Annotated in this window: 25 protein-coding genes; 13 read left to right on the top strand and 12 right to left on the bottom strand. The window is 53.9% G+C overall.

The genetic code is table 11. From position 1 onward, the window contains the following. The first annotated feature begins 28 nt into the window (after positions 1–28). A complete protein-coding gene (locus tag DPRO_RS10920) occupies positions 29–700 on the top strand; it encodes a D-lyxose/D-mannose family sugar isomerase (protein ID WP_097012066.1) in 672 nt (223 codons plus the stop codon). Positions 701–883: 183 nt separating this feature from the next. Then, positions 884–1,993, top strand: coding sequence for an AI-2E family transporter (locus DPRO_RS10915; RefSeq protein ID WP_097012065.1), 1,110 nt, complete (start codon positions 884–886; stop codon positions 1,991–1,993). A 13-nt stretch (positions 1,994–2,006) separates the two neighbouring features. Here DPRO_RS10915 and DPRO_RS10910 read toward each other — a convergent pair whose 3' ends face one another. Both DPRO_RS10910 and DPRO_RS10905 read right to left on the bottom strand, forming a co-directional pair. Beyond that, the gene (locus DPRO_RS10910; RefSeq protein WP_097012064.1) at positions 2,007–2,630 is read right to left on the bottom strand and encodes a LysE family translocator; all 624 of its coding nucleotides are present in this window, start codon (positions 2,628–2,630) and stop codon (positions 2,007–2,009) included. A 63-nt stretch (positions 2,631–2,693) separates the two neighbouring features. Further along, on the bottom strand, positions 2,694–4,106 hold the full coding sequence (locus DPRO_RS10905) for a sensor histidine kinase (protein WP_097012063.1): 1,413 nt from the start codon (positions 4,104–4,106) through the stop codon (positions 2,694–2,696). 147 nt (positions 4,107–4,253) lie between these two features. Between DPRO_RS10905 and DPRO_RS10900 the strand changes: the two genes are divergently transcribed. The 6 genes from DPRO_RS10900 to ald all read left to right on the top strand — a co-directional run bounded on the left by DPRO_RS10900 (position 4,254) and on the right by ald (position 10,719). After that, the gene (locus DPRO_RS10900) at positions 4,254–5,603 is read left to right on the top strand and encodes a deoxyribodipyrimidine photo-lyase (protein ID WP_097012062.1); all 1,350 of its coding nucleotides are present in this window, start codon (positions 4,254–4,256) and stop codon (positions 5,601–5,603) included. A 74-nt stretch (positions 5,604–5,677) separates the two neighbouring features. Then, positions 5,678–6,895, top strand: coding sequence for a phosphoserine phosphatase SerB (gene serB / locus DPRO_RS10895; RefSeq protein ID WP_097012061.1), 1,218 nt, complete (start codon positions 5,678–5,680; stop codon positions 6,893–6,895). A 154-nt stretch (positions 6,896–7,049) separates the two neighbouring features. Further along, the gene (gene chrA, locus DPRO_RS10890; protein WP_097012060.1) at positions 7,050–8,201 is read left to right on the top strand and encodes a chromate efflux transporter; all 1,152 of its coding nucleotides are present in this window, start codon (positions 7,050–7,052) and stop codon (positions 8,199–8,201) included. A gap of 155 nt (positions 8,202–8,356) precedes the next feature. Next, positions 8,357–8,800, top strand: a complete 444-nt coding sequence (locus DPRO_RS10885) for a glycine zipper domain-containing protein (protein ID WP_097012059.1) — start codon at positions 8,357–8,359, stop codon at positions 8,798–8,800. Positions 8,801–9,088: 288 nt separating this feature from the next. Then, positions 9,089–9,571, top strand: a complete 483-nt coding sequence (locus DPRO_RS10880) for an Lrp/AsnC family transcriptional regulator (RefSeq protein WP_097012058.1) — start codon at positions 9,089–9,091, stop codon at positions 9,569–9,571. Between the two features lie 44 nt (positions 9,572–9,615). Further along, positions 9,616–10,719, top strand: a complete 1,104-nt coding sequence (gene ald / locus DPRO_RS10875) for an alanine dehydrogenase (protein WP_097012057.1) — start codon at positions 9,616–9,618, stop codon at positions 10,717–10,719. A gap of 104 nt (positions 10,720–10,823) precedes the next feature. Here ald and DPRO_RS10870 read toward each other — a convergent pair whose 3' ends face one another. The 3 genes from DPRO_RS10870 to DPRO_RS10860 all read right to left on the bottom strand — a co-directional run bounded on the left by DPRO_RS10870 (position 10,824) and on the right by DPRO_RS10860 (position 12,648). After that, positions 10,824–11,438, bottom strand: a complete 615-nt coding sequence (locus tag DPRO_RS10870) for a hypothetical protein (protein WP_157917451.1) — start codon at positions 11,436–11,438, stop codon at positions 10,824–10,826. Positions 11,439–11,646: 208 nt separating this feature from the next. Then, positions 11,647–12,162 carry a rhodanese-like domain-containing protein gene (locus DPRO_RS10865; RefSeq protein WP_097012055.1) on the bottom strand — a complete coding sequence of 172 codons (516 nt, stop codon included), beginning with the start codon at positions 12,160–12,162 and terminating at the stop codon, positions 11,647–11,649. Positions 12,163–12,165: 3 nt separating this feature from the next. After that, the gene (locus DPRO_RS10860) at positions 12,166–12,648 is read right to left on the bottom strand and encodes a MauE/DoxX family redox-associated membrane protein (RefSeq protein ID WP_097012054.1); all 483 of its coding nucleotides are present in this window, start codon (positions 12,646–12,648) and stop codon (positions 12,166–12,168) included. Between the two features lie 312 nt (positions 12,649–12,960). On the opposite strand from DPRO_RS10860, the gene DPRO_RS10855 reads away from it, so the two are divergent. The 3 genes from DPRO_RS10855 (at position 12,961) to htpG (ending at position 16,850) form a co-directional block, all read left to right on the top strand. Beyond that, positions 12,961–14,028 carry an IS5 family transposase gene (locus DPRO_RS10855; RefSeq protein ID WP_097010253.1) on the top strand — a complete coding sequence of 356 codons (1,068 nt, stop codon included), beginning with the start codon at positions 12,961–12,963 and terminating at the stop codon, positions 14,026–14,028. A 197-nt stretch (positions 14,029–14,225) separates the two neighbouring features. Further along, positions 14,226–14,831, top strand: a complete 606-nt coding sequence (locus tag DPRO_RS10850; protein WP_097012053.1) for a MerR family transcriptional regulator — start codon at positions 14,226–14,228, stop codon at positions 14,829–14,831. Between the two features lie 129 nt (positions 14,832–14,960). Further along, positions 14,961–16,850 carry a molecular chaperone HtpG gene (gene htpG / locus DPRO_RS10845; protein WP_097012052.1) on the top strand — a complete coding sequence of 630 codons (1,890 nt, stop codon included), beginning with the start codon at positions 14,961–14,963 and terminating at the stop codon, positions 16,848–16,850. A gap of 78 nt (positions 16,851–16,928) precedes the next feature. Here htpG and DPRO_RS10840 read toward each other — a convergent pair whose 3' ends face one another. From DPRO_RS10840 to DPRO_RS10825, 4 genes are all read right to left on the bottom strand, one after another. After that, on the bottom strand, positions 16,929–17,297 hold the full coding sequence (locus tag DPRO_RS10840; RefSeq protein ID WP_097012051.1) for a hypothetical protein: 369 nt from the start codon (positions 17,295–17,297) through the stop codon (positions 16,929–16,931). A 201-nt stretch (positions 17,298–17,498) separates the two neighbouring features. Continuing rightward, positions 17,499–19,661 (bottom strand): malate synthase G, encoded by a 2,163-nt coding sequence (locus tag DPRO_RS10835; RefSeq protein ID WP_097012050.1) that lies wholly within the window; start codon positions 19,659–19,661, stop codon positions 17,499–17,501. Between the two features lie 210 nt (positions 19,662–19,871). Further along, on the bottom strand, positions 19,872–20,981 hold the full coding sequence (locus tag DPRO_RS10830) for a lytic transglycosylase domain-containing protein (protein WP_232005558.1): 1,110 nt from the start codon (positions 20,979–20,981) through the stop codon (positions 19,872–19,874). 49 nt (positions 20,982–21,030) lie between these two features. Then, the gene (locus tag DPRO_RS10825) at positions 21,031–22,221 is read right to left on the bottom strand and encodes a PhoH family protein (protein WP_097012048.1); all 1,191 of its coding nucleotides are present in this window, start codon (positions 22,219–22,221) and stop codon (positions 21,031–21,033) included. Between the two features lie 299 nt (positions 22,222–22,520). Between DPRO_RS10825 and DPRO_RS10820 the strand changes: the two genes are divergently transcribed. Beyond that, complete coding sequence (locus tag DPRO_RS10820) at positions 22,521–23,156, top strand: PilZ domain-containing protein (protein ID WP_097012047.1); 636 nt, start codon at positions 22,521–22,523, stop codon at positions 23,154–23,156. 2 nt (positions 23,157–23,158) lie between these two features. Here DPRO_RS10820 and DPRO_RS10815 read toward each other — a convergent pair whose 3' ends face one another. Next, a complete protein-coding gene (locus DPRO_RS10815) occupies positions 23,159–24,817 on the bottom strand; it encodes a glycosyltransferase family protein (protein WP_232005557.1) in 1,659 nt (552 codons plus the stop codon). 342 nt (positions 24,818–25,159) lie between these two features. Here DPRO_RS10815 and DPRO_RS10810 point away from each other — a divergent pair, with 342 nt between their 5' ends. Next, positions 25,160–25,387: a flagellar biosynthesis anti-sigma factor FlgM gene (locus DPRO_RS10810; RefSeq protein WP_097012045.1), complete on the top strand. Its 228-nt coding sequence runs from the start codon at positions 25,160–25,162 to the stop codon at positions 25,385–25,387. A gap of 84 nt (positions 25,388–25,471) precedes the next feature. Here the strand turns inward: DPRO_RS10810 and DPRO_RS10805 are convergent, their stop codons facing one another. Together DPRO_RS10805 and DPRO_RS10800 are read right to left on the bottom strand one after the other, a co-directional pair. Further along, on the bottom strand, positions 25,472–26,248 hold the full coding sequence (locus DPRO_RS10805) for a GGDEF domain-containing protein (protein ID WP_097012044.1): 777 nt from the start codon (positions 26,246–26,248) through the stop codon (positions 25,472–25,474). After that, positions 26,245–26,724, bottom strand: coding sequence for a hypothetical protein (locus DPRO_RS10800; RefSeq protein WP_097012043.1), 480 nt, complete (start codon positions 26,722–26,724; stop codon positions 26,245–26,247). Before DPRO_RS10800 ends, DPRO_RS10805 begins: the two co-directional genes overlap by 4 nt. Between the last annotated feature and the right edge of the window lie 19 nt (positions 26,725–26,743).

Genomic DNA, 26,743 nt, shown 5'->3' with positions numbered 1-26,743 from the left:
CTCAGAAGCGCTTCCATAAATTCACATTATGAAACGAAGTGAAATCAACGCCCTCATCCGTGACGCCAAGGACTTTTTCGACTCCTTCCAATTCAAGTTGCCGCCGTGGGCCTTCTGGGGCCCGGACGACTGGCAAGGCAAGGGGGATCTGGAAGTGGTCCGCAACCAACTCGGGTGGGACCTCACCGACTATGGCGCTGGCGATTTCGAGAAGCGCGGCCTGATCCTTTTCACAATCCGCAACGGCAATCTGGCCGCTGGTCATCCCAAGAAGTATGCGGAAAAGATAATGATCGTGCGTGAAAATCAGATATGCCCCATGCATTTCCACTGGGCCAAGACCGAGGACATCATCAATCGCGGCGGCGGTGATCTGGTCATCGAGCTGTACGGGTCAACTCCGGAGGAAGACCTGGGAGATGAGCCCATCACCGTTCTGGTCGACGGCATCCCCCGGACAGTGAAACCGGGTGGCAAGGTGGTCCTCTCCCCCGGTGAATCCATATTCCTTGAACAGGGCATGTATCATCGTTTTTATGGCGCTTCGGGCAAGGGCAAAGTGCTGGTGGGTGAGGTTTCCTCGGTCAACGACGACAACACGGATAACCGCTTTCATCAGCCGCAACCGCGTTTCCCCGACATTGAAGAGGACGAGAAACCGCTGCATCTGCTCTGTACGGATTACCCAAACTATATCTAACTCAAACCCCGGCACCTGCCGGGGTTCTGCATGCATAGGGCCTGCCTTCCTGAAACAACGAGAAAGCGATGTGCAGAAAAGGCCGACCATGCTATCAGGATATATACCTGATTTCTTCTCATGATTGAAGAAACCGCCACAGCCTGCTAACCCAAACGAAACGTATCCAAACAGGACAAGCGAATGTTCAATTCAGACAAACCATATACTCTCGATAGCGTGGTCCGCATGGTCCTTTCAGCCGGTTTCATCGTCAGCATGATCTGGCTGCTCGGCTACCTTTCCAGTGCTCTCATCCCCTTTGTGACCGCCCTGCTGCTGGCCTATCTGCTCAATCCATTGACCGACTTCATCGAACGCAAGGTCAACAGCAGAGGGGTAGCGGTTTTTGCGACCATGCTCTTGACCCTGATCACGGTTGCCGCCGTCATCATGACTGTCATCCCCACCATGCTGGCCGAATTTTCCCATATGGGCACGGTGCTCAAGGAACTGGCGAACAACAAGGACTACGCCCAGCGGGTGCTCGAATACATTCCGCCCGACCTGTGGGACGACCTGCAGGCCATTATACAGGACAAAGACTTGCAGCGCGTCTTCACTTCCGATGGCGCCCTTGAGATGATTCAAGGCACGTTCGACAAACTGGTTCCCGGCATCAAGGGGATTGTCCGTGGAGCGACCAGCTTTGCAACCAGCATTATCGGCATCGCCATCGTCCTGCTGTACATGGTCTTTCTGCTGGCCGATTTCGGTCGTATCAAGAACAGTTGGCAGGAATATCTTCCCGAAGACTACCGCAAGGGAATCGTGGAATTTCTGGATGAGTTCGAATTGACCATGAGCCGCTATTTCCGCAGCCAGATACTGATCGCTTTTATCGTGGGTGTGCTGCTGTCCATCGGCTTCATCATCATAGGACTGCCCATGGCATTGGTCCTCGGCATGTTCGCAGGTATGCTCAATATCGCACCGTACTTGACGATCATCGGCCTGATTCCAGCCATTCCGCTGGGCGCTCTCAGTGCCATAGAGGCCGGCAACTCCCCTTGGGTGGGCATGGCACTGGTGCTGCTTGTGTTCGGTGTGGTTCAGGCCATACAGGACGGCTTTCTTGTTCCGAAAATTCAGGGAAAGAGCCTCGGCCTTTCTCCGTGGCTCATCCTGCTGGCACTTTCGGTGTGGGGGAAGCTGCTCGGATTCCTCGGCCTGCTCATCGCCCTGCCCATGACCTGCCTGTTCCTGTCCTACTACAGGCGTCTGCTGGCACAACGAAAGCAGGCCAACAGTTGATGCTCGCCACCGATTAGGCCCGACGCAGGGCCGCTGTAAGCAGCCCGGCTCCGATGAGGGCGGTTCCACCAGTCCGATTGACCATTTTCATGGCATAAGGGCTGGAGACCGCGGCCCGCGCGCGAACAGCCAGCAGCGCATACAGGGCGGCATTGATCACGGCCAGCGTCACAAAGGTCACGCCGAGTATGCAGACCTGTGGCAACACCGGCATTGAATGATCAATGAATTGCGGCAGGAAAGCGCAGAAAAAAGCGATTGATTTGGGGTTTGTGGCAGTCACGACAAACGCCCTGAGCACATGGGACCGACGGGATTCAGCGCGCATATTCGCCATGGATGCCCCCACTTCCTGCCTGGTACGCCACATCTTGATACCGAGATACATCAGGTAGATTGCCCCGATCCACTTCAGGATCGTGAACATGGCAGCCGATGTTGCCAGCAGTGCTCCAAGGCCGACCATGGACGCGATCAGCGCCACCATATCGCCCAACCCGACACCAAGCGCCAACGGCAGTGCCGCACGTTTTCCCTGTGCCAGAGAGCAACTCACCACCAGCATGATGGTCGGCCCGGGAATGATCAAAATAACAATGGAGGCGACCAGAAAGGCACAATAGGTTTCAATGGGCATAACAATCTCCGCTCCCCTTCACGGGGATCAGTAACAGACATTTACACTACTTTGAAATGGGTTCTAATCCGGCTCGACCCGTTGCTCGAACGGCAGGGTGAAAGAAAACTCGTTGCCGTATTGCGTGTGGCGATAACCGACCGTTCCCTTGTGCAGCTCAACGACCTGCCGAACGAAATACAACCCACGCCCGGTACCGCTCTCACTGGCGACATTGCCTGCGCGGTACCCCGGCTTGAACACATCCAAAGGGTCTTCCAGATTCAAGGAGTTGCCCGTAGAGGTCACCCACATCCGAATCCCCGGCGCTCCCTCGCCAAAGAAATCCTTGATGACCTCCCAGCCATACGACACGAACTTGCCCGTCCGGCCATCCGGCAGCGTGGATTTCTTGGTGTACTTGATGGCATTGGAAAAGAAGTTGGCATAGACCTGCGCGATGAGGCCGGGGTCCATGACGAGCCGTATCATCTGGTCTGGCGCACCGCCCATGGCAAAATTCAGCTCGATCCCCCGCTCATCCAGCCGTTGGCGATACCGTTCCAGTTGCGGCTCCAGCACCTGAACACGCAGGTTTACCTCTCGCTTCACCAATACGTAACGGCCTTCCTCAAAATGCCTGCGCCGAAGAAGTGTCTCAAGGAACATGGAGGTCGTTTCATAGTGTCGGTAGATCTCCTTGTACTGGCGCTCGATGGAGGCTGTTGTCCGGGCAAGGCTGTTGCCCTGCTCAACACAATCCGGCGTGGAGCAAACCACCATCATGCTCAGGACTTTCTCGGTAATGACGTGCAGTTGTTCAATCTGCCGCTTCAGTCGATTGAAATAGAGCTTGAAGTACATATTGGGAACAATGACGTTATGCCCGATATCCTGCACCATGGATTTGATGAATTGCAGATGCTCGCGATTGCGGGAGCGAATGATACGATGATGCAGTTGAAAACCCACACGATTGACGAACTTCTCAAGAAAAAGCAGAGCGTTGTCATCGATTTCATTACAAGGAAAAAATTCAAAGGAACCGATAATATTGTGCGGAGGATTGAAAGGAAGCAGATCAGCGAATTCGGGATTGCAGTTGATGGGGATATACAGGCGGTCTTCATGGCGGACGACCCGATTGGTGAACCGATTATTCCATGTGTAGGTACGATCAACATCGCACGAACTGGTGGAACAACCGGCCAGAGCGAAAGTTTCTTCATCTTCCAGCAGATAAATATTGCACTCCAGCCCGAACAGCGAACGGGGGATCATCATGCAGACAGCATAAAACATGTCACGCCCACGGAATTCCTGCGCCAGTTCGAAAAATATATTGAGCGCACGCACTTCCCGCATTGAGAAATCATACCCCTGATAGTCATCAAGTTTTTCCTCAATGCGCTTAATCACATAGGCATTGCGCTCTTCTTCCGTGGTATACCCGTCGCTCGTCAAGCCATTGTGCGCGTCGTCCCGGTCATCCGGCATCGCCAGACCTCCTCCATTCTTCGCTACTCATATTTTTTTCAGTATCTGCACCATACCTACTCATGACTGCTTTAACAAGCTGATCTGTTATTACATTGAGCAGTTATGACATTGGCCTGATGATTCAAGTTTGTTAGGATGCTTGGCATGAGACCAATCAATACGCAACGAACGTACTTCCTCAATCAAAAAGAGCAAAGACCCGGGCCGGTTATCTACTGGATGAGCCGGGAACAACGAGTACAGGACAACTGGTCCCTGCTCCATGCGCGGGAGCTGGCCGGGAACGCACCGCTCGTAGTGGGATTCTGCCTTGTACCGACATTTCTCGGTGCAACACTACGCCAATACGATTTCATGCTCCGTGGCTTGGAGGAAGTCGAACAATCCCTCAAGAAGCTGGGAATCGGCTTTCATCTTCGACTGGGCGACCCTGCAAAAGAGATGGTTTCCCTCGTTCGAGAGCTGAACGCCGGATGCGTAGTCACTGATTTCGACCCATTGCGTATCAAGCAGCAATGGCAGCAGGCCGTAGCCAAAGCCATCCCGGTATCGATGATCGAGGTCGACGGGCATAACGTGGTTCCGGCCCGCGTGGTTTCCGACAAACAGGAATATGCCGCCCGTACCATTCGGCCGAAGATTCATCGCAACTCTGAAATTTTTCTGGAACCATTCCCCAAGTTGACGCCTCCGGCTCAAACCATGGAAGCCACCCCCATAGATTGGGAAAAGGTACGCCAATCCATCAAAGTGGACACTTCCGTCGCCCCGGTCTCTATCACTCCCGGTGAAAAGGCAGCCCACAAGGCGCTGAAAGCTTTCATTCGCAACGACCTTCAGGACTACGCAGAGCGTCGAAACGATCCCACAGCCGAAGCCACTTCCGGCCTCTCTCCCTATTATCACTTCGGACAACTCGCTCCCCAGCGAGCCGCCCTTGAGGTGGCTGCCACCGGAAAAGGGGAAGGTCAGGCCGCCTACCTTGAGGAACTAATCATCCGACGGGAACTCTCCGACAACTTCTGCCTGTATAATCCTCATTACGATTCGCTGAAAGGAGCACCGGACTGGGCGCTCAAGACGCTGGATGAACACCGTGAAGATCCTCGTCCCTACACCTACAGCTATAAACAGTTTGAGCAAGCCGCTACCCATTCGCGCCTCTGGAACGCCGCCCAGACGCAATTGCTGCGGTCCGGCACCATGCACGGATACATGCGGATGTTCTGGGCCAAAAAGATTCTTGAATGGTCCGCAACTCCCGAGGAAGCATATGATACGGCCATCACCCTCAATGATAGCTATCAGCTCGATGGGCGCGACCCCAATGGGTATGTGGGTGTGCTGTGGTCGTTGGCGGGCGTCCATGACAGGCCGTGGCAGACCCGTCCCATTTACGGGTCGGTCCGGTACATGAATGAAAATGGCTGCCGCAGAAAATTCAAGGTGGATGTCTACTGCGACCGATGGCTCCAGGGGAATTTGCTCGCCTGACCCCCATTCACGCCGTTTACGACCGTCAGATTTTATGAGAGAGTCCGCTTGCAATTCGCAAGGGAGAGTTCTTCATGGAAAAGATTATTCTGGTGCATGTCACCGGCGGCGACCGTTGTGGACTGACTGCCGAGCTGACTAATGTTCTGGCCGAGTTCGACGTGGATATCCTCGACATCGGTCAGGTGGTCATTCACAACTTTCTGACCCTCGGCATTCTCATCCGACTGCAATCCGACTCCCGCCCTGTGCTCAAGGAGTTGCTCTTCAAGGCGCACGAGCTGGGTGTCTCCATCAAGCTGCATCCCCTTGATGAAAACAACTACTGCTCGTGGGTGGACGCTGCCGACAGACCACGCCACATCATCACCCTGCTTGCACGTTCCCTGTCATCCGAGCAGATCGCTGCCATCACCAAGGTCGTCAGCGAATCGGGACTGAACATCGACACCATCCACCGACTGTCCGGCCGGGTCCCTCTGGATTGCAACGGCTATGAGTGCTCGCGGGCCTGCGTGGAATTCTCAGTCCGAGGCACCCCGACAGACATCACGGACATTCGACTCAAATTTCTCGATATCTCTGCTGAACTTGGCGCTGATATCGCATTTCAGGAAGACAATGTGTTCCGGCGCAACCGCCGCCTTGTCTGCTTTGACATGGACTCGACCCTCATTCAGGCCGAGGTCATCGACGAACTGGCCAAGGAAGCCGGAGTGGGCGACGAAGTGGCTGCCATCACCGAGGCCGCCATGCGCGGCGAGCTGGACTTCAAGCAGTCCCTGCGCAAACGGCTGGCACTCCTTGAAGGACTGGATGAATCCGTTCTCTCCAAGGTCGCGGATCGCCTGCCGCTCACCGAAGGAGCAGAGAAACTCATTTCCACGCTCAAGAACCTCGGCTACACCATCGCCATTCTCTCCGGCGGATTCACTTACTTCGGCAATATCCTGCGGGAAAAACTCGGCATTGATTACGTCTACGCCAACGAGCTTGAAATCATCGACGGCAAACTGACCGGCAAGCCACTGGGTGAAATCGTGGACGCAGAGATAAAGGCCGAGCTGTTGCAGAAGATTGCGGCAGAAGAGTCCATCTCCCTGCAGCAGGTCATTGCTGTTGGCGATGGCGCCAACGACCTTCCCATGCTCAACCTGGCCGGTCTTGGTATCGCCTATCACGCCAAGCCCAAGGTCAAGGAAGGTGCGCGCCAGGCCATTTCGACACTGGGTCTCGACTCCATTCTCTATCTGATCGGATTGAGTGACAGAGACCTCGAACAATCCGAATAAGCACTTCATTGAGCCCCTGGAACTTCCGGGGGCTTTTTTCTGTCCTCTTCCAGCATCCTTCATTTCCCGATTCATTCTGTATTCATCAAGTATGTGAAAGCACCGACTCCACCTACTTGCCACGCTCTGCTGCTCGTGGCACAAGGAACGCTGCATGAACAAACCGACAATTACTCAAATATTCACCCGATTTCTCAAGCTGGGTCTCACCGCTTTCGGCGGCCCGGCCATGGTGCCGTACATCCGACGGATGGCGGTGGAGGATGAACGATGGATAAGTGAAGAATCATTCCGGCTTGGCATGTCGACTATTCAGGTTATACCCGGCGCCACGGCCATGCAGATCGCGGCGTATGTCGGTTTGCGCAGTCGGGGCGGTTTTGGGGCGCTGGCCGCGTATGTCGGATTCGGACTCCCGGCCTTCCTGCTCATGCTGGGGCTGACCTTCCTGTATGCCACATCACAGGATATTCCAGCCATTGCCGCGGCATTCAGTGGACTGCAACTGATGGTGGTCGCCCTTGTACTCAGCGCTGCCATTGATTTTTCCCGCCAATATCTGGACTCCATGCCCTCCAAACTGCTGGCATGCACGACCGGCATCTGGCTGGGGCTCAAAGGCAACCCCATCCTCGCCCTTGTCGCTGCCTGCATCATTTCCATTTTTCTATTTCGCAATGAGCAAGGGCGACATGTGCCAAACGAGCACAGTAAAAGTCAGCACCCATTTCGAGCGGCTGTAATAATCTCATCGACCTTTATGGCGTTTCTGGGGTTGCTCTGGTTCTTTTTCCCTGAACTGGGAGACCTGGCCCTGCTCATGGTAAAAATCGACTGCTTCGCCTTTGGCGGCGGCTATGTTTCCGTACCAATCATGCTGCATGAAGTCGTCGAGGTCCGAGGTTGGCTGTCGCCACAGCAGTTCATGGACGGCATTGCTCTCGGGCAGGTAACACCCGGGCCTATCGTCATGACCGGTGCCTTTGTGGGCTATCTGATGCAGGGAGTTGTTGGTGCCGTGGTGGCAACCATTTCGGTCTTCACCCCTTCACTGATTTTTGTCTGCGCGGCCACCCCGTTTGCAGACAAATTGTCTGCTTCCCCCATTGCACAACGAGCGCTCAAAGGGAGCCTCATCACGCTAGTGGGCCTGATGGCCGCAGTCGCCGCCCGCTTCGGGGTCGCAATGGACTGGGGTATCATACAGGCGCTCATAGCGCTTACTGCTTTCATAGCACTCCGACTGCGTATCGATATCATCAAGGTCGTACTGGCCGGCTCCCTGATCTCCGCATTCATTTTGTAGTCTCTGAGCAATAATTGCATCTGCGTGCGCACCGACTTTGCGCACGCCCTATCCTCATGGTTTTCATTGTCAATATTTACAGCATGTTGCGGTTGAAGAAATTTCGGCACGCACGTTGCTACTTCTATTGCAACAAGTGCAGACAGGAGGACACCATGAGAACCATCGCAGCATTACTTATAATGATCACCGTATTGGCCGGGTGCCAGACCACCAAGGCCCAGAACAGCGCCATGTTCGGCTCTCTTGCCGGAGCCACCCTCGGCGCCCTGACTTTCAACAACAAGGTTTCCGGCGCGGCCATCGGAGCAGGTTCCGGCCTGCTGGTCGGCTACATCATCGGTAACGAGATGGAAAAGTATGACCAACAACAGGTAGGCCGTACACTGGAATATACCCCTTCCGGCCAGACCACGACCTGGGTCAACCCCGATACCAGAACTCGATATGAGGCCACTCCGGCTCCGGTGAGACAGTACGACAGTGGCCGCATCGAGCGTGACGTGACCCTGCGAGCCAGAATGGCCGACGGCAACATGGAAACCATATACGCCAAGGCATACCGTCAGCCGGACGGCACCTGGCAACTGGTCCAATAACCACCACATAGACTATTCCAACCCGCTAAGGGTTCTCTTGACAGAGGCCGATGTGACATGGCGCACCATCCCAATAGCGCCATGCGCATCGGCCACCAGCTTTTCTTTCAAAACCTACTTTTACATTGGCGGTTTCCGCCGACAAAACCCATCCTCCCGATCAAATTTACCTTTTCTGTAAATTTCCCCGACTTCTCAAAAAATGTTTGACTTGTTTTTTATCTTTTTGATAAAAATTCTTTGTCTCGATTTTCACTTCTGAAGAATCGAACACAAAGAGAGGCCATAATGAAAAGTAGCCTTGACCAGAATGACAAGCGCATGGTCGCCGCACTCACTCGCGACGGCCAGTTGTCTCCCGCCAAAATAGCTGACGAAATCGGCGTGACAGCCCCCACGGTTCGCTCGCGCATGAAAAACCTGATCACCGCAGGCGCCCTCAAGGTCGCCGGACTGCTCAATCCCATGAAAGCCAAGGGGTTGACCGTCGCGCTGGTCGGCATTTCACTCAACAGCCACGAACAACTTGATGAAAAACTCGATCAGATCGGCTCCCTGCCACGCGTCAATTGGTGCGCGGTGGTTACGGGTCGTTACGATATAATTGTTGAAATCGTTTGTTCCGACGATATTGGTGATCTGTACGACTTTCTGGATCAGGATCTGTCCCAGGTGGGCGGCATCAATTCCAGTGAATCATTCGTGGTCATGAAGTCACGGCGCAAATGGCTGTGCCTGCCCGACGCCGTAGTCGAACAGTTCATCGACTGATCACAACCCGTAACGCAATAAACTTTCATGAGAGGAGAGAGAGTATGATTATTGGTATCCCGAAAGAGATCAAAACCCTGGAGAATCGCGTTTCCATGACTCCCGGCGCTGTCGGTTCACTTATCCGTCAGGGCAATGAAGTCCTGGTAGAGAGCGGTGCCGGTCTCGGTAGCGGTCTCACCGACGAAGAGTATCAGGCCGCCGGCGCAAAAATGGTTTCTGCCGCTGAAGCCTGGGGCGCCGAGATGGTCATCAAGGTCAAAGAACCCCTGCCTTCCGAATTCCAGTACCTGCGCAAGGATCTCATCCTTTTCACCTACCTCCACCTTGCCGCAGCCGAAGACCTGACTAACGCCCTGCTCGAATCCGGGACCATTGGCATCGCCTACGAAACCGTTGAATCTCCGGATCGCACCCTGCCCTTGCTGACTCCCATGTCCGAAGTGGCCGGACGCATGGCAACACAGGTCGGTGCGCACTACCTTGAAAAGACCCAGGGCGGTCGCGGCATCCTGCTCGGCGGTGTTCCCGGCGTTTCTCCCGCGGAAGTGCTGGTCCTCGGCGGCGGTGTCGTCGGCACCAACGCCGCACGCATTGCCATGGGCATGGGCGCTCGCGTCACCATCCTCGACCTTTCTCATGGTCGCCTGCAATACCTTGACGATGTCTTCAACGGACGCATCACCACCATGATGTCCACCGAAGCCAATATTCGCGAAATGGTTCAGCGAGCCGACCTTGTCATCGGCGGCGTTCTTCTGCCCGGAGCCAAGGCCCCGAAGCTGATCACCCGCGACATGCTGGGGATCATGAAAGAAGGTTCCGTCATCGTCGACGTAGCTGTGGATCAGGGCGGTTGCGTTGAGACCATTAAGCCCACCACGCACGATAACCCGACCTACATCGTGGACGGCGTGGTTCACTACGGCGTGGCCAACATGCCCGGTGCTGTACCCCGCACTTCCACCTTTGCACTCGTCAACCAGACCACTCCGTACGCCATGCGCCTTGCTGCCAAAGGCGTTGCCGCTCTCAAGGATGATCCGGGACTGGCCCTGGGTCTGAACACCTACAAGGGCAAGCTGACCTGCCCCGCAGTAGGTGAAGCCTTCGGCATTGATTCCCTGAAGCCTGAAGACGTTCTCTAGACTCCACTTGCTAAAAAAGCCCCTCGCAATTCGTTGCGAGGGGCTTTTTCATATCTGATCGAAGCGACACTATCGCTCCATGAGTCAGCAAAATAAAATCCGTATTATTGACTGGTTATTCCCTTGAGATAGTTACTGATGGCCGACTTGAAACGTTCCTCAAACAATCCGTTGAGTGAGCAGGCATTGGCATTCTCAAATGCCTGAAGATGTTTGGGCGAAAGGTTGGTCATGGCTTGAAGTCCATTGCCAAGGGCCACCTGAAAATAAAGGAATTCTTCGGCCTGCACCGGATTCATGAAGGGCAACACCTTGCTCAGGTAAGAACACATGCTTGTCAGCTCATCCTTGTATGACAGCCGGAACCACGTCAGGCTGTCCACAGACACATTCTTCTCAAGAACGACGTATAACAGCGTCAACAACCGAAACAAGCGCATGCGGTTCGTCACAAGTTGTGTCCACTTTGAGGCAAACTCCTCCACTGTGTATGGGCCGTCATCGAAGCTCTCACGGACAGCCGTGATCCAATCAATGATGTCCTGCATCAGCAGATGGAGAAACAACTCTTCCTTGGAGCCAAAATGCTTGTACAGGTCGAGTCCATTCAAGTTCTTCTCCACCATTTCCATGGTGATGGCCTCGTAATCGTGTTTTGCATATAGCCGGGATAGAGTCTGAAGTATCTGCGCCACTTCACCCGAATTCTGTGATTTCATATGTCTGGATTCATTCATATTTTGTCGATTTCCAAGTGATTGGATGATTTGTAAAACAGTACCACCACTTACTTCATGAAGAATCGTTCATGTCATGTCAAGTGAGGTATTTTAAAAAAGCACGACTTGAAATCAGGCAACCATCGGAAAACATAAAAAAAAGCCGGGCATCCATGATACCCGGCTTTTATTTGATATTGTGTATCGTCTAGCCGGCAGTACCAACGGGATACTCGGCTCCCTTCCAGGCGAAAATGCCACCGGGAAGTCGTTTGACGTTGGTATAACCGAGTTTTTTCGCCCACACAGCACCGTTGTCGGAACGGCCGCATTTCACGAAACCGCAATATACTACAATAAGGCGATCCTTGTCAGGACCGAGCAACTCAACATACTGCTCTGCAGTCTTGTTGTCGGTTTCAGCAGCATTCCACTCGTTCATCGGCTTGATGGGGAAAAGAAATTGTACCGCGCCCGGGATGTGATTCTTGTTGTAGCTGGCCTCAAGAGGCATGGTGTCGATGATCAGCATATCCTTGTTCTGATCCATCAGTCCCTTCAGCTCGGATACAGTGATCAGATCGTACCCGCCACGCACGGTTTCCTTGGCGAGCTTGACGGCTTCGGCTTCTTTCGTCACTTCACGCACGAATTTGTCTTCTCCTCCAAGGCAGCCCGTCAACAGTACGGCGCAGGCCAGGATAGTCAAACACACTTTCTTCATGGGTCACTCCTCTTTTCTGGATTGGATAAAACGGGTGAGCGAAAGGGGCGTATAGCCAGCCACCTGCCGCTGCCAGTACATCAGCAGACACGCGCCCAGCATGAACGCGTCACGGATAAAGGTTCCCCACAGCCCGCCAGGTTCCCCAGAACCGGGATCACCAGGGCCGAAGCAACCGCAATCCACGTCCAATCCCATGTAGATCCCATAGGCAAGCACGCCCATGAACCCCAACAACTGCACAACAATCGTCCCCAATGAGCCGCGAACATCGAAAACCAATCCCAATCCGGCTACTATTTCCAGAGCGGGAAGGGTTCTTGCGATAACATTCGCTATGCGCCACGAAACCAGTCCATATCCATCAATGGCCATGGCAAAGGTATCGACATCCATGATCTTTGTGGCACCAGCCACAATGAAAATACTGCCGATAATCAAACGCAGCGCAATATACACAGGTTTGGAAAACAACAAATGCATCATACTCTCCATACCGTCCGGGGACGAGATTCGGGACGGACCCGAGATTCTTACCATAGTAGTAATCTATTCCACAAATTGATAAAAGCTATTGAAAGACGCTTTTTTAGCGAAAAAACAACTCTATTGCGGACAGATAACAAAGTCTAGAAATTGTCAAGATCTCCAGAGCAATAGCGTGTACCCCTCTGTTTTTACGGCGCAACTCAACAGGATATAGCCTATTATATCTTGTTTTACTTAGTTGGTTGTTGTACTACAGAGACCTCTGCACGGCAAATCCCACACTTTTACTCTTTAACTATTTGATTTATTATGCTATTATTTCTCCATCCAAAGGAGGAAGGCATGGCTATTCGGCAGAAAGGACCTCGGTTGGGTGATTACTTCCTGGGGCACCGCAGAACCAAGACCACATTTCTGGATGAGATCAACGAACTCATCGACTGGCAGCCCATCAACGCCTTTCTGTGCAAGAAGATCAGGCGCAAGGCCAACGCCGTGGGCAATCCCGCCTATCCGCCTCTGGCGATGTTCAAGATTCTGCTCTTGCAGCGTTGGTACAACCTGAGTGATCCGGGCGTGGAGCAGGCGCTGCTCGACCGGCTCTCCTTTGTCAGATTTACCGGTTTTTCCATCGAGGACGACGTGCCGGACGAGACCACCATATGCCGTTTCCGTAACGGTTTGATCCGCCTGAAGGTGCTGGACTCCTTGCTCGACATGCTTAACCGCCAGCTTGAAGGACAAGGGCTTCTTGTCCGTGAGGGAGCCGTGGTGGACGCCTCGGTAGTCGAGTCGCAGCGGCGGCCGCGCAAGGTTATCGACGTGATGCCTGAGGACCGTTCCGAGGACGCCGAAGAACAGGATGGGCCGGTGGACTGCCGGGTCAGCTATTCGGATGACGAGGAGGCGGCCTGGCTCCGCAAGAGAAATCGGGCCTATTACGGCTACAAGCTCCATGCCGCGACGGACAGTCGAGACGGGTTTCTGCTCTGTGGTCACATCACTCCCGCGAACCATTCGGACACGGGCGAATTCGAGCGGCTCGTGAATGGCGTCGGCCTTGATCCCGGCGCACGGGTTTATGCGGACAAGGGCTATTGCAGCGGGAAGAACCGGGACATTCTGTTTGATCGCGATTTGGAGGACGGAACCATGGACAAGACGCCTCGTGGCGGCAGGCTGACAGACTTCGAAAAGACCCGCAACCGTGACATCAGCAGCATTCGGCAAATAGTCGAGCGGGCCTTCGGCACACTCAAACGTGGCTACGCATTCTTTCGGTCCCGATACGTGGGTCGTGAGAAGGTGGAGGGAGAGTTCCACATCCTCGCCATGGCGTTCAATTTGAAAAAAGCTGTTCGACTGGCGCGAGCCTGAAGGGAGAGGTGCGTCCAAAATCCGGCATTTCGGCCAGAAATGGCAGGAAAAGGCCGGGAATGAGCCCAAGCTGGGGTGCGGTCAGAACATCAAATTGGGTGCGGAGCGCAAGGCACGGACGCGAAAAGGGGATGCGCAGAGGTCTCTACAATGAAGAACAACAAAGTCGCACAACATGTATCCAAGGAGAGGAAACTATGTCCGGCAAAAAAGTGCTTTCCGTCGCTGAAATAGCCAGAGAGTTGGAACTTCCCGAGTCGACCGTCCATTATTGGAAGAACCGATTCGCCCAACATCTGCCAAGCATCGGACGCGGACGCCAGAAACGCTTCAAACCCGAGGCCCTGGAGATTTTTGCCAACATATCCCGCCTGCTCAAGGAAGGACACACTGCTCGCGACGTCATGGAACAGCTATCACAGTCCTACCCTCTCCAGGCTGATGCAATGCCTGATAACGCCGCGGTTCCAAGCACCACCTACACTTCACACTCCATGGAACCTGCCATGCAGATGGCCGCTGCCATCGGAATGGAAATAGCGAAATCCGTCGGAGAAGGCATCCGTAACGTACTGAGTCCTGAAGCCGTCAACGGACAGGACCTCGGCGAGGTAAAGGAAGGGCTGGAGGAAGCCGCCTTGCGCATCACGTCTGCCATGGAAGAGACCCATGAGTTGCGACGTGAAAATGATGTGCTCAAGGAAAAGCTCAGAATCATGGAAGCTGAAATGATCCGTCTTCGCAAGGATCGACGCGAAATGGAAAAGTACCTCCTTGACAAAATCAAGTCTGTAACTACCTAACCAGAACTTGGAAGCCGCGTAAGCGGATAATATTTCCCTTAATCACACTCTTATATTGAGATCCGCCGATCAAGCATTGCAGGGCTTGGTCGGCGGGCGTGTGAACACCATAGTTCTGGAGGAACCACAATGGGTAAAAAGACCACTCACAAATTCAAGGCTGAAGTCAGTCAACTGCTCGATATCCTTGTTCACTCTCTGTACACGAACAAGGAAATATTCCTGCGGGAGTTGGTATCCAATGCTTCCGACGCACTGGAAAAAGTCCGATTCAAATCCACCAGCGAAGGCAGTGAAGACACCGTCACTCCGGAAATCCGCATTTCCGCCAACGAAGAAGCCGGTACCGTGACCATCACCGACACGGGTGTTGGCATGACCCGCGAAGAGCTGATGCGCAACATCGGTACCATCGCTCATTCGGGTACTGCCGAACTGACCCGCATGGCCAAAGAAGGCAAGGAGTCCCTTGATTCGCTCATCGGCCGTTTTGGTGTCGGCTTCTACTCCGTCTACATGGTCGCTGACGAGGTAACTGTCACCACCCGTTCCATCGAGGAAGACGCCAAGCCCGTCAAATGGATTTCCGACGGCAAGAACGACTACAAGCTCCAGGAGCTTGAAGAAGACGTTGCACGCGGCACGACCATCGAAGTCAAACTCACCGAAGAGATGAAGAGCCGCTTCGCCAACGAGGCTGCCCTCAAGAACATCATCAAGAAGCACTCCAATTTCATCAACTTCCCCATTTACGTGGGCGAAGAGAAAGTCAACACGGTCACGGCGCTGTGGCGTGAGCCGAAGTTCCAGATCAAGGATGAGCAGTATGCGGAATTCTACAAATTCCTGACCTACGATTCCGAAGATCCCTTCGACACCCTGCACACCTCCGTTGACGCCCCGGTGCAGTTCAACGCGCTGATGTTCATCCCGAAGACCGATGAAGATCCTTTCGGCATGGGCCGTGAAAATCGCGGACTCGACCTGTACGTCCGTCGCGTGCTCATCGAGAAGCAGAACAAGGACCTGCTCCCCGAATATCTCGGATTCGTCAAAGGTGTGGTCGACACCGAAGACCTGCCGCTCAATATCTCCCGCGAGACCCTGCAGGACAATGTACTGATCCGCAAGATCAGCTCCACCCTGGTCAAGCAGGTGCTCGGTCATCTAGAGAAAATGGCCAAGGACAATGCCGAGCGCTACGACGAATTCTGGCATTCGCACGGAACGATTTTCAAAGCCGGTTACATGGATTTCCTGAACAAGGACAAGTTCAGCTCGCTGGTCCGTTTCAACTCCTCTGCCAAGGATGACGCAAAGGGTCTGACCTCCTTTACCGATTACATCTCTCGTGCCAAGGAAGGACAGAAGGAAATCTACTACGCGTACGGTCCCAGCCGCGAAGCGCTTGGGCTGTCCCCGTACCTTGAGGTATTCCGTCGCAAGGGCATCGAAGTGCTCTACCTCTACGAGCCTATCGACGAGTTCGTCATGGACGCTGTCCGCGATGTGGATGGCTTCACCCTTGTTTCGGCGGAACATGCTGACATGGCCAAGCTGGACCAGTTCGAGTCACTGGAGAAGGAAGAAAAGCCTGAAGCGCTCTCCGACGATCAGCAGACCACCCTCGACAAGCTCATGGCCCGCATTAAAGAGACACTCGGCGATGCTGTCACCGAAGTGAAAAGCTCCAAGCGCCTGTCCAACTCGCCGGTCTGCCTTGCCAACCCGGATGGCAATGTCACCTCATCCATGGACAAGATCATGCGTGTGGTCTCCAAGGACACCTCCATTCCGCAGAAGGTCCTTGAGATCAATCCGGATCACGCACTGGTTCGCAACATGATCACCATTTTTGAGAAGGACGAGAACGATCCGTTCATCGATCAGGCTGCCAACCAGTTGTACGAATCCGCACTCCTGCTCGAAGGCTACCTCACCGATCCCCATGCCCTGGTGGGTCGGGTTCAGGATCTGCTGACCAAATCCAGCGGATGGTATGTAAAAAGCGGCGAGTAGCCGGGAGTTATCTTAAATAAAAAAGGCGCGTCCTCATGAGAGGACGCGCCTTTTTGCTTTCGTTACTCAAGCAAAAGATCAACAATTCAACAACCATTCTCTTGCCGCATCAACATCCCGAAAAACCTTGTAGACAAAGGAGCGGTTGGTCATGGCTGTTTCCAGCATGCAAAAGAGTGCGTTGTCTCCATCCGATACCACGGCAATCCGTAGTCCCAATTGGTGCAAGCCCATTTCTGCAAGATGGTCGGCAACAGTGACAACATCAAATGCATCGACCTGCAATTCCACGCCGAGACGATCAATAAGCAACCGCTTGTGGCCGCGTTCGCAGGTCTCTCTGAGGAGTTTCTCCGCATTGAAATTCCACTCTTCATGGCTGACGGAGTCCCCACGTCCTTTGGCCAGAAGATAGGATTCTTTTTCTTCCAACTGGTAATCAAACATCTGTTACACCACACCGGTTACTTATTATAGCCAGTCTATGTCTTGGCTTATTTCACCTTTTTTTTCAAGCCTATGGGCACAAAAATCGTGATGAAGATCGATTTTTCTACCGCTCATCCCTACTTTTAATAAACAAGCGCTCCAGCCAATTGACCGGAGCGCTTGTAGTCGTTCTCTGCAAGGTATCCTGAAAACCGATGATTATTGTCCTTTGGCCTCGCGACGGCGGGCATGCAGGATCGGTTCGGTGTAGCCACTGGGCTGTTCGCACCCCTTGAATACGAGATCGCAGGCAGCCTGGAATGCGACGCTGTTATCGAAGTCCGCAGCCATTGGTTTGTACAGGGGGTCACCTTGGTTCTGGCGATCAACAACTGCGGCCATCTTTTTGAGCGTATCCAGCACCTGTTGTTCCGAGCACACGCCATGGTGAATCCAGTTGGCGAGGTACTGGCTGGAGATACGCAGTGTGGCTCTGTCTTCCATGAGCCCGACGTCGGTGATGTCCGGCACTTTGGAGCAACCGATACCCTGGTCTACCCAGCGGACAACATAGCCGAGGATGCCCTGGGCATTGTTTTCCAGTTCCGCCTGAACATCCTCGGGTGCCAGCTCTTCAGTCAGCAGAGGGATAGTCAGCAGGTCATCAAGTGAGGCTCGGCCTCCGGCTTTCAGCAAATCCTTCTGAACGGCAAAGACATCCACATAGTGGTAATGCATGGCGTGCAGCGTGGCAGCCGTGGGAGAAGGCACCCAGGCGCAGTTGGCGCCCGCTTTGGGGTGAACGTCCTTGGTTTCCACCATCTCGGCCATCATGTCCGGCTTGGGCCACATGCCCTTGCCGATTTGTCCAACACCCGTAAATCCGGCAGCCAGTCCGGTATCCACATTCCAATCTTCATAGGCCACGATCCACGGCTGCGCCTTCATATCATTCTTGCGCACCATGGGACCGGCCTCCATGGAGGTATGAATCTCGTCGCCCGTGCGATCAAGGAAGCCGGTGTTAATGAAAATAACGCGATCGGACGCCGCCCGGATGCACTCCTTGAGGTTGACCGTTGTCCGGCGTTCCTCGTCCATGATCCCGACTTTGAGCGACTTGGATGCCAGGCCGAGCTTGTCTTCGACCATGGCAAAGAGTTCGCAGGTGAAGGCGACCTCATCCGGGCCATGCATCTTGGGTTTTACGATGTAGGTCGAGCCGGTGGCGGAGTTGCCGTAACGACAGGTTCCCTTGGCTTCATGCAGGGAGATGAAACCGGTCATCATGGCATCGAGCATGCCTTCGGGTACCTCTTCGCCATCCATCAGGACAGCGTCGGTTGTCATGAGATGCCCGACATTGCGGATCAGCAGCATGGAACGACCGGACAGAGACAGTTCCGAATCGCCCAGCGTCTTGTATGTACGGTTCTCTTCCAACTTGCGGACAAAAGTCTTACCGCCCTTGGACATCTCGGTGGTCAGGTCGCCCTTGATCAGGCCGAGCCAATTGCCATAGGCCAGCGCCTTGTCCTCACCATCCACGGCAGCGATGGAGTCTTCGCAGTCGCAGATTGTCGTGACTGCCGATTCCAGCAGCACATCCTTGACGCCCGCCGGATGATCCTTGCCCACCGGATGGGTGGGATCGATCAACAATTCGATGTGCAGGCCATTGTTTTTGAAAAGCACGGAAGACGGGGTGTTGCCGCCTGTATACCCGGCAAACTGGGTTGAATCCGCAAGACCGACCACAGTGCCATCGGTGAGCAGTACGCCCAGTCCACCGCCGGTAACCTTGTACCCCGCGGCCTTGGCATGGCTGCCTTCCTTGAGCGGAACCACGGCATCCAGAAATTTTGAAGAATAAGCCATGACACGCTGACCACGGACGGGATTGTATTCTCCGCCCTTTTCTGCGCCACTCTCCTCGGAGATGACATCGGTACCGTACAGCGCATCATACAGGCTGCCCCAACGAGCATTGGCTGCGTTGAGGGCGTAACGGGCATTGGTGACCGGCACGACCAGTTGCGGACCGGCAACCGTTGCGATTTCCGGGTCAACATTGTCGGTGGTTATGGTGAAGTCTTCCCCTTCGGGGACAAGGTATCCAATGGATTCGAGAAATTGTTTATATGCGGCAGGGTCATGGTCTTTTCCCCGATTCTCAACATGGTAGGCATCAATTTTCGCCTGCATGTCATCGCGAATATCAAGTAACTCCCTGTTTTTGGGGGCCAGTTCCGAAAGCACTTCCTCAAAAGCCTTCCAAAAGGCATCCGGGGTCACCCCTGTACCCGGGGCAACGCTGTTTTCAACCAGCTCGTGCAAGGGTTTGGCAATACTCAATCTGCCAACACTGACTCTATCTGACATCGGCGTCTCCTCGTGATTCGGTCTTTCCCTCAGGCTGCCACTCCCGGGGCGGCACAGGATATCTGTACCGGATTCATGTCATGCGCTGCGGAACACAGACAGGCCAAAATTGGCCCAACCAATTTCGTTGTAACGAGGATTGACGATTGACGCAAGAGGGAATCAACCAAAGCTCGACTGATCGTTAAATCGATATCTCACTTCATCGATTTATTGTGAAACAACAAGCTCTTGGCCGGGCTGTATCACCGAACGATATTTCAAATCGTTCATTTTCAGCAGCTTCCAGAGGGGCAGATTGTTGCGAGAAGCGATGCTGGTCAGCGTATCGCCGCGGCAGACGACATAGGTCTTTGTGCGGTTCTTTGCTCGGTACTCGTCCACCAGTTGCTGATAGTTCCTGGCAAACCGCTTGGCACTATCTTCGGGCAGGAAGATCACGGTGTCACCGGGAGGCACCACTCCGCGCAGCAGTTGGGGGTTCAAATCACAAATCTGCTTATAGTAGGACCCTGCGGCCTTGGCCACGACACTGACCGGGGTGGGGAGCGTGTGCTTGAGCCGAACCCTGTCGAACCGGCGCGGCTGGTAGTAATCCTCGGGCATCATCTTGAAACCGTACCGCGACGGATCGGCCAGAATCAGCTTGGCGGCTACAGCGCGCAACACGTAGCGCTCAGTCTCCGTAGGCAAATCCAGCTTGTAATATTCATCCACTTCCTGCTGCTCAACGCGGCGTTCCAGTCCCTTTTCTCCCATGTTGTAGGCAGCGCAGGCCATGGACCATGATCCGAACATGTCGTGCAAATCAGTGAAGTAAGCGACTGCGGCTTTGGTTGCGAGATGGAAATTTCGTCGTTCATCCGTGTATCTGTCTACAGTGAGACCATAGTTTCGCCCAGTTGATGGAATGAACTGCCAGATACCGCGAGCACCTCGGCTGGAACCGGCCAGCGGCTTGAGGGCGGACTCGATGACCGCAATATATTTGAGATCGTCAGGCATCCCCGCGCCTCGAAGGACGGTTTCGATATGGGGAAAGTAGCGCCCGGTGCGTTTGAGCCAGAGAATAACCTGGGCACGGTCCCAGAGCATCAGGAGGAGTTCTTTCTCCAAACGTTCACGGATGTCGGGGTTGTCGATGGGGACCCGCTCACCGCAAAAGTAGATCGGTCCCTTGAGCCGAATGGCCGACTCAAGGGAGGGAAACTGGGACGACTCCATGGGGTGTGACGTTTCATGCGATGCCGCCAGACCAAGCCCTGCCCATGCAAGAAGGAAGAATCCCGCCAAAAACGGGATTCCCCATAACCTTTTCATTCTCATTGGTACCAATGCCCGACACCGAATAATCGGCATGGGGTATCTGTTAGAGTTTGGATTTCAATACGATATCCGTGATGGGACCTCGCGATCGATCCCCTTTCAAAACCATGTGAGCATAATTCTTATAGCCTTTCAGCTTTCTTACTGTCCAGTTCAGCCCGTTATTTGATTCATTAAGATACGGATGATCCACCTGACGCGTATCCCCGAGGCAGATACATTTGACGCCTTCGCCCATGCGGGTCAGGAGGGCACGGGTCTCGCCACGGGAGAGATTCTGCATTTCATCCACAATGACCACGGCGTTTTCAATGTTCATACCACGAATAAATGCCACCGGCTGCACTTCGATCCTTTTCCTGTTGAACTTGAGTGTTTCACTCTGCGGGTCGGCCCATAGGCGATTACAGGGGCGAATATCATGGAGCTTGATAAGCAGATCCTGAACGTACTTGATGTACGGCAGCATCTTCTCCTCAATGTCACCTGGCAGGTAGCCCATTTTTGATCCGATCTCGACTACCGGCTTGACCAGATATATCTTGCGGTAGGGATTGTCCTTGCGCTCAAGCATCAAATACAGAGCGGCCGCCAGAGACAGGAATGTCTTTCCATACCCGGCCTCGGACTGAATCGAGATGAGATCAATGCCCTCCTGAAGCATCAGCTCCAGTGCCAGATTCTGATAGACTGATCGGGGTTTTACGCCCCATATCTCATGCGTGTAATTGATGGGCTTCGGCCCTTCCGGGCCATGAAAAACCGGGGTTCCGGCCTCCCACATGAAGCAGTTGTTTTCCGGCGGATCTCCCTCATCCACAAATCCCGTATACCGTTGCGACTCCGAGCGGAACGGGTCTGAATCACGGTACTCCTCACTGGGAATGCCATAGCATGACGCCTTGATCTGAAGGATTCGATCATTGGTTATGAGCGTCCCTTCTTCGGGTGCCATGTGCAGTATTTCCTTGAGGATACGGTCATCCATCACGTCATCGGTGAGCGTGAGGGCGAAATCCGGTGGGAAGATGGTGAGTTGATCGTCGTCGAGGATGGCGCGCACGGCCTGGGACACGATATGCCCTATGCGCGGGTCTTTTTTGAGCCCGTCCAGTTCGGTCAGGACGGTATACGGAATGTAAATCTTGTTTTCCGCCCCGTTTCTCAGAGCGGTGATGCATTTGGGATTTTCAATAAGGACGTTGGTATCGAGGACGAAATGCTTCTGGGCCATATCCCCCGTCCGGTGTTGAACGTTGATTCACAGGGCTTCGACACGGTATCCCGGCTGCCGGGAATCAGCGAATCAATTTCATCTGCGCCTCCCACTTCGGTTTTCCAGAGCTATACTGAACATGAATTCTTTTCGAGAAAAAGTCTAGATAGAAGATGTCCCAAATCAGACCACGCTTCATGTCGACCATGTGACGAATTATTGCTGAAAGGCATGCCACCCACCTCTTCAAACAACTTTTGCCAAAATCTAATTGCCTTTCATTGGCAGGGTGAAGATGATGCTTGTGGGGAGATTCAATGACAACACACCACACAATATATGTACTGACCGACACACCCGACCTGTACGGCAACACCTTGATTCACAAGGATATAGTACCGGTATACGTCAAAACCATCGGCGGACTTCTCAAGCGACTCAAAGACATTTCCATGGCCGGACTCGTGCTGGAAATCGACAAGGTCATGAAAGCCAAGCGCAGGGAACGAGACAGGCTTTTCAATTACATCGGCTATTTCCCTGTTCTTCGCACCCGTGCCAATACCCGACTCGACTTCATCACCTATATGGATTCCCGGCAGGCGTTCTTCATCAACTTGGAAAAAGCGTCAGGAGACAAGGCACGAAATCATGAGCGCCATGCAGTTCAGCTAGATTGTCGTCTATCGACTGAAGACGATCCGAGCATGGCAAAAACCATAGATGGCACCATCAGGGACATATCCCCCGGCGGCTGTTTTGTGGAGACCAAGTGGGACATGTCGCAGGAGTTATTCGTCCATCTCCAGATTCCTGAACTCTCGTGCTCACGACCTATTTTTTCGAGCATTCGATGGGGACGAACCGAACGCCCGGGTCACTATGGGATGGGACTGATGTTCATTGATCCAACCAATGAGCAGGTGCATGACATCATGTCCATGAAAGGATAGTCTTATCCCTTTGCCAGATGACGTGACAGCAACCCGGCCCTGTCCCTTGTTGCAAGGGCTTTCCTGAACAGAGACTCCTGTCCCTGCTCCCGGGCCATGGATTGGGCAAGCTCCAACTCCTCAAGCCCTGATTCCAGACGATAGGAGCGCAGGTTGGCAAGGGCTATTTCAAGAGCCAGCCGCCAATCAGTCCGCTCGAACAGCGTAAGGATGGAAAGAAACCCTACACGGGCCTGCTCAAGACCCATGATAGGGCGTAACATCGTATCCAGCAGACGAAGAGTAGGAAGGTGTTCCGGTTCTTCACTAAGGATTGTCATCAGACAATCTGTGGCGCTCATGGGCAGGTGGTGCTCCACATTGAATGAGAATCCGGCCCGCACCACTCGATCCGCCCGTTTCAGCTCCTTTGCCCACAGGGTCAGGAGGGAAAATTTGTCTGTAGGAGGTGCCAGCCGTCGCTCCGGGCCACTACGCAAATGCCTGTACCAGAACGACTTGGCCCAATCCCATTCATCCAGCCGCAATGCAGCCATGGAACCGGCCAGATTGACGTCCAACACATCACAACAGATATTATTGGTAAGAATGACCTTGAGATTGTCACTCATGGCCTTGTTCAACTTGGCGCCACTTTGTACGCGCAACAATGCGGCGACAATATCACCGTCCTGATCCAAATCAGCCAGTCTGGCGAGGATCGTTTTGACGGGTTGAACGAGCAGTCCAGCTTCCCACATGGCGACAGCCGTGAGTGTTTCCCATTTGCTGACTTCAACTCCGGTAACACGGCATCTGGTTGCTTCCGAAGCGATCGACACCAACCGTGCAAGCCGATGCTCCGGTAGGTGTTCCGACAGTACCCGCTCACGGGCAGCCATGCCCATGGCCTGCACCAGACGCGGATTATCCAGATACCAGGAAAGCTTGTGATCCAATTCAACCACATCCGCATAGGTATCAAACTCCCGTCCCGGCTCAAACAGCGCCTCCTGCTCTTCGCCAAGGTCCTGACTCATGACCAGACAACCGCAGGAAGCCGCTTCAAAAAGACGGAAGTTCACTTCGCCGAAAATGGATTCGTTGGGAATGATTCGTGAATCTCCATACAATTCCATCATCTTGGTATACGTAAGATTGTCTTCAATGGACAAGGTATGCCCTTGCGCCTTTTCACGGAGGAATTTCACCATCCACTGTCGCGCCGGTCGCTGGGGAGTGATGCGACCGACAAACGCCATGTCCAGCTGTCGCTCAGCCATGGGTTTCCATGGTTCGGCCCTGCCGAAGATAGGCAGCCAGCGAACATCCGTGGCGCCTTGCCGCTTGATACGCGGTATCCAGTGCCGCTGGGTCGAGCAGGTCACATCAAACAGTCGTGCATAGGCGCTATGCCAATAGGCATTCAGGTGAGGATCCATGGCCCAGAACATCGTTGGGCAATCCACTGTGTCGAGCCCGGTGACGATGGTCCGATCAGCCAACGTTTCGGTCTGCATGACGAGCTCCGGCTCGAACCCGTGCTCATCGAGAGCGGCGGCCAGATCGAAAAAGGGCTGCTTGCCTGTTCGCAACAGCAACAATTCGTATCCGGCCTCTTCGGCAGCAGCGACCAACTGAGGCTTGGGATCGATGAAACAGAGTTTGCGTATGACGGTCATGGCAAGCCTATACCCCGAATCGCCGCCCTTTGTCATCGCTATCGTTTGGCCAGCCCTGATTCTCGGCATACCAGGAGGCAAACCGCATGCAAACACCAACACGCTGTAATTGTATGTCTTTATTTAAATATTGTTTTTTCGGAAATACACCCTAAGTATTCCCGGCTTTCTGTCCGATAAGAGAATCAACTGCAGCGGATGCACCAGGCCACGGCAAGGGCATCCGCAGGTTGCGGAAGAAGAGACGCACAGGATGTGTGTCGAGGCTGCCGTAACGGGAAGGGAGAATAGGGAAGGATTGGGAGATCCTTCCCCTGACTTCAATAGCCCAGGGAGGGGTTAATGAAGGGTTATGATGAAAGTGGCATCCGTGATGCCACCAATATTGAGACCGAGCGCGTTTTCAACGAGTTCGATGCGACTCAATCGGACAGGACCGGCAGGTCCGAGGCCGAAGAGAGAGCACGGAAGATCGCCCGGCTCAAGCAGGAGGTCAAATCAGGAGAGTATCAGGCCGATGTTCACGACATCGCCAGACTGCTCACCTCGGCCATGGACCCCATGCTGTAAGCCGCAACATTTCTCCGAACGAAAAGCCGGGCTGGATGTATTTCCAGCTCGGCTTTTCATTGAAAACGCTCTGCTCCTGACGAACTACCGCTCACCAAGGACCACGCGGTTCTTTCCCTTGCTTTTGGCAGCGGTCAATGCAGACTGGATCCGCTGCAGAAAGGTTTCGAGCGTATCCTCCTGAGTGGCTTGCACCACCCCCAGAGACAACGTCATGCGGATCTTTCCGCCAAAGAGCTTGTGTCCGATCATCTGGCGCAGTTTTTCTGCGAGCATGACCGCCTTCTCTGCATCGGTGTGCGGAGCAAGGATGATGAACTTCCCGCCACGCCAGCGAAATATATAGTCCGAGTTACGGAGCTTGCCCTTGATGTACTGGGCCATATTCGCCAGAAGACGGTCGCCGGTTCCGTATCCATACTCCTCGTTGATCCCCTTGAATCCATCCACATCAAACATGATTCCAGTCAACGGACTATTGTAGCGACGGACGTTCTGCATCTCACGATTGGCGACACTCTCAAACTTGTGTCGGTTGAACACCTTGGTCAGACTGTCCAGGACCGAATGCTGTTCCAGTTCATCATTCAGCGAACGGATGGTTTCAGCTTCATTGCCCAGAAGTGACAGAAAACGGGTAAAAACGAGCAGCCCCTGCGCCACCAGCAGGATGAAACCCGCGATCATGATCAGGTAGACATACTTCATGACCGTGGCAGGCTCGTCCGGCGGTGTCACGACCAACGTATAAATGATGCCGAAGTTGGCGCAGAAAAGCAGACCGAGAACAACAAGACTGAACACATAATACAGCGTGTACCGCTTCTTGAGTGAATGAACCGACTGAATATCGTGCTTCACGATCCGCTCCCTTCCGCCTGCTCCCAGGCTCCCTCATAGGTGTAAAACAGACCGCCGGAATCGGCCTCGTCGTCATAATTGATTTCGACAGAAAAGTTCGGCCACATCCAGCCGTAGCGTAGGCCGACCCCACGGCCTCGCCCGTACATGGAGATGAGGCGTTCCTTGATCAGGAAATGGTTGGCCCGCCCGGAAAAGGCGACCCCGACCCGATACAGCCTGCCCTCGCGAAAGTAATAGGCAACAGAGCGAATCGTTGCATCGCCGAAGGTCATCCGTTCATCTGTTCGGAAATAGGTGTTTTTGAAGCCGGACTCCTGTACCGGCAACATGCCGGGCAAATCGGCAAGGGATGTTCCCCAGGCCATTCCCCTGAAGCTGCTCGGAGGCGGCACCGACACATAGTCTCCGGCGGTCGCAACGCCCGAGATCGAAAGCAACACCATCAATACTATAATACCATACACTTTTTTCATGTTCTGTCGTTCATCCTTT

Origin of the sequence: Pseudodesulfovibrio profundus (assembly GCF_900217235.1) — a bacterium.
In the GTDB taxonomy this organism is placed as follows: Bacteria; Desulfobacterota; Desulfovibrionia; order Desulfovibrionales; family Desulfovibrionaceae; genus Pseudodesulfovibrio; species Pseudodesulfovibrio profundus.
Note: the sequence above shows the minus strand (reverse complement) of the source record. Positions and strands in the feature narration are given on the sequence as shown.

Bases quoted from the DNA above. Each gene is read 5' to 3' on its own strand.
- DPRO_RS10865 (WP_097012055.1), bottom strand. From the start codon at position 12,162: ATGAAGAAAGTGTGTTTGACTATCCTGGCCTGCGCCGTACTGTTGACG.
- DPRO_RS10855 (WP_097010253.1), top strand. From the start codon at position 12,961: ATGCTATTATTTCTCCATCCAAAGGAGGAAGGCATGGCTATTCGGCAG.
- DPRO_RS10885 (WP_097012059.1), top strand. From the start codon at position 8,357: ATGAGAACCATCGCAGCATTACTTATAATGATCACCGTATTGGCCGGG.
- DPRO_RS10910 (WP_097012064.1), bottom strand. From the start codon at position 2,630: ATGCCCATTGAAACCTATTGTGCCTTTCTGGTCGCCTCCATTGTTATT.
- serB (WP_097012061.1), top strand. From the start codon at position 5,678: ATGGAAAAGATTATTCTGGTGCATGTCACCGGCGGCGACCGTTGTGGA.
- DPRO_RS10835 (WP_097012050.1), bottom strand. From the start codon at position 19,661: ATGTCAGATAGAGTCAGTGTTGGCAGATTGAGTATTGCCAAACCCTTG.
- DPRO_RS10830 (WP_232005558.1), bottom strand. From the start codon at position 20,981: ATGAAAAGGTTATGGGGAATCCCGTTTTTGGCGGGATTCTTCCTTCTT.
- DPRO_RS10850 (WP_097012053.1), top strand. From the start codon at position 14,226: ATGTCCGGCAAAAAAGTGCTTTCCGTCGCTGAAATAGCCAGAGAGTTG.
- DPRO_RS10820 (WP_097012047.1), top strand. From the start codon at position 22,521: ATGACAACACACCACACAATATATGTACTGACCGACACACCCGACCTG.
- DPRO_RS10860 (WP_097012054.1), bottom strand. From the start codon at position 12,648: ATGATGCATTTGTTGTTTTCCAAACCTGTGTATATTGCGCTGCGTTTG.
- DPRO_RS10840 (WP_097012051.1), bottom strand. From the start codon at position 17,297: ATGTTTGATTACCAGTTGGAAGAAAAAGAATCCTATCTTCTGGCCAAA.
- DPRO_RS10900 (WP_097012062.1), top strand. From the start codon at position 4,254: ATGAGACCAATCAATACGCAACGAACGTACTTCCTCAATCAAAAAGAG.
- DPRO_RS10815 (WP_232005557.1), bottom strand. From the start codon at position 24,817: ATGACCGTCATACGCAAACTCTGTTTCATCGATCCCAAGCCTCAGTTG.
- DPRO_RS10920 (WP_097012066.1), top strand. From the start codon at position 29: ATGAAACGAAGTGAAATCAACGCCCTCATCCGTGACGCCAAGGACTTT.
- ald (WP_097012057.1), top strand. From the start codon at position 9,616: ATGATTATTGGTATCCCGAAAGAGATCAAAACCCTGGAGAATCGCGTT.
- DPRO_RS10810 (WP_097012045.1), top strand. From the start codon at position 25,160: ATGAAGGGTTATGATGAAAGTGGCATCCGTGATGCCACCAATATTGAG.
- DPRO_RS10800 (WP_097012043.1), bottom strand. From the start codon at position 26,724: ATGAAAAAAGTGTATGGTATTATAGTATTGATGGTGTTGCTTTCGATC.
- DPRO_RS10905 (WP_097012063.1), bottom strand. From the start codon at position 4,106: ATGCCGGATGACCGGGACGACGCGCACAATGGCTTGACGAGCGACGGG.
- DPRO_RS10825 (WP_097012048.1), bottom strand. From the start codon at position 22,221: ATGGCCCAGAAGCATTTCGTCCTCGATACCAACGTCCTTATTGAAAAT.
- DPRO_RS10915 (WP_097012065.1), top strand. From the start codon at position 884: ATGTTCAATTCAGACAAACCATATACTCTCGATAGCGTGGTCCGCATG.
- DPRO_RS10870 (WP_157917451.1), bottom strand. From the start codon at position 11,438: ATGAAATCACAGAATTCGGGTGAAGTGGCGCAGATACTTCAGACTCTA.
- htpG (WP_097012052.1), top strand. From the start codon at position 14,961: ATGGGTAAAAAGACCACTCACAAATTCAAGGCTGAAGTCAGTCAACTG.
- DPRO_RS10880 (WP_097012058.1), top strand. From the start codon at position 9,089: ATGAAAAGTAGCCTTGACCAGAATGACAAGCGCATGGTCGCCGCACTC.
- chrA (WP_097012060.1), top strand. From the start codon at position 7,050: ATGAACAAACCGACAATTACTCAAATATTCACCCGATTTCTCAAGCTG.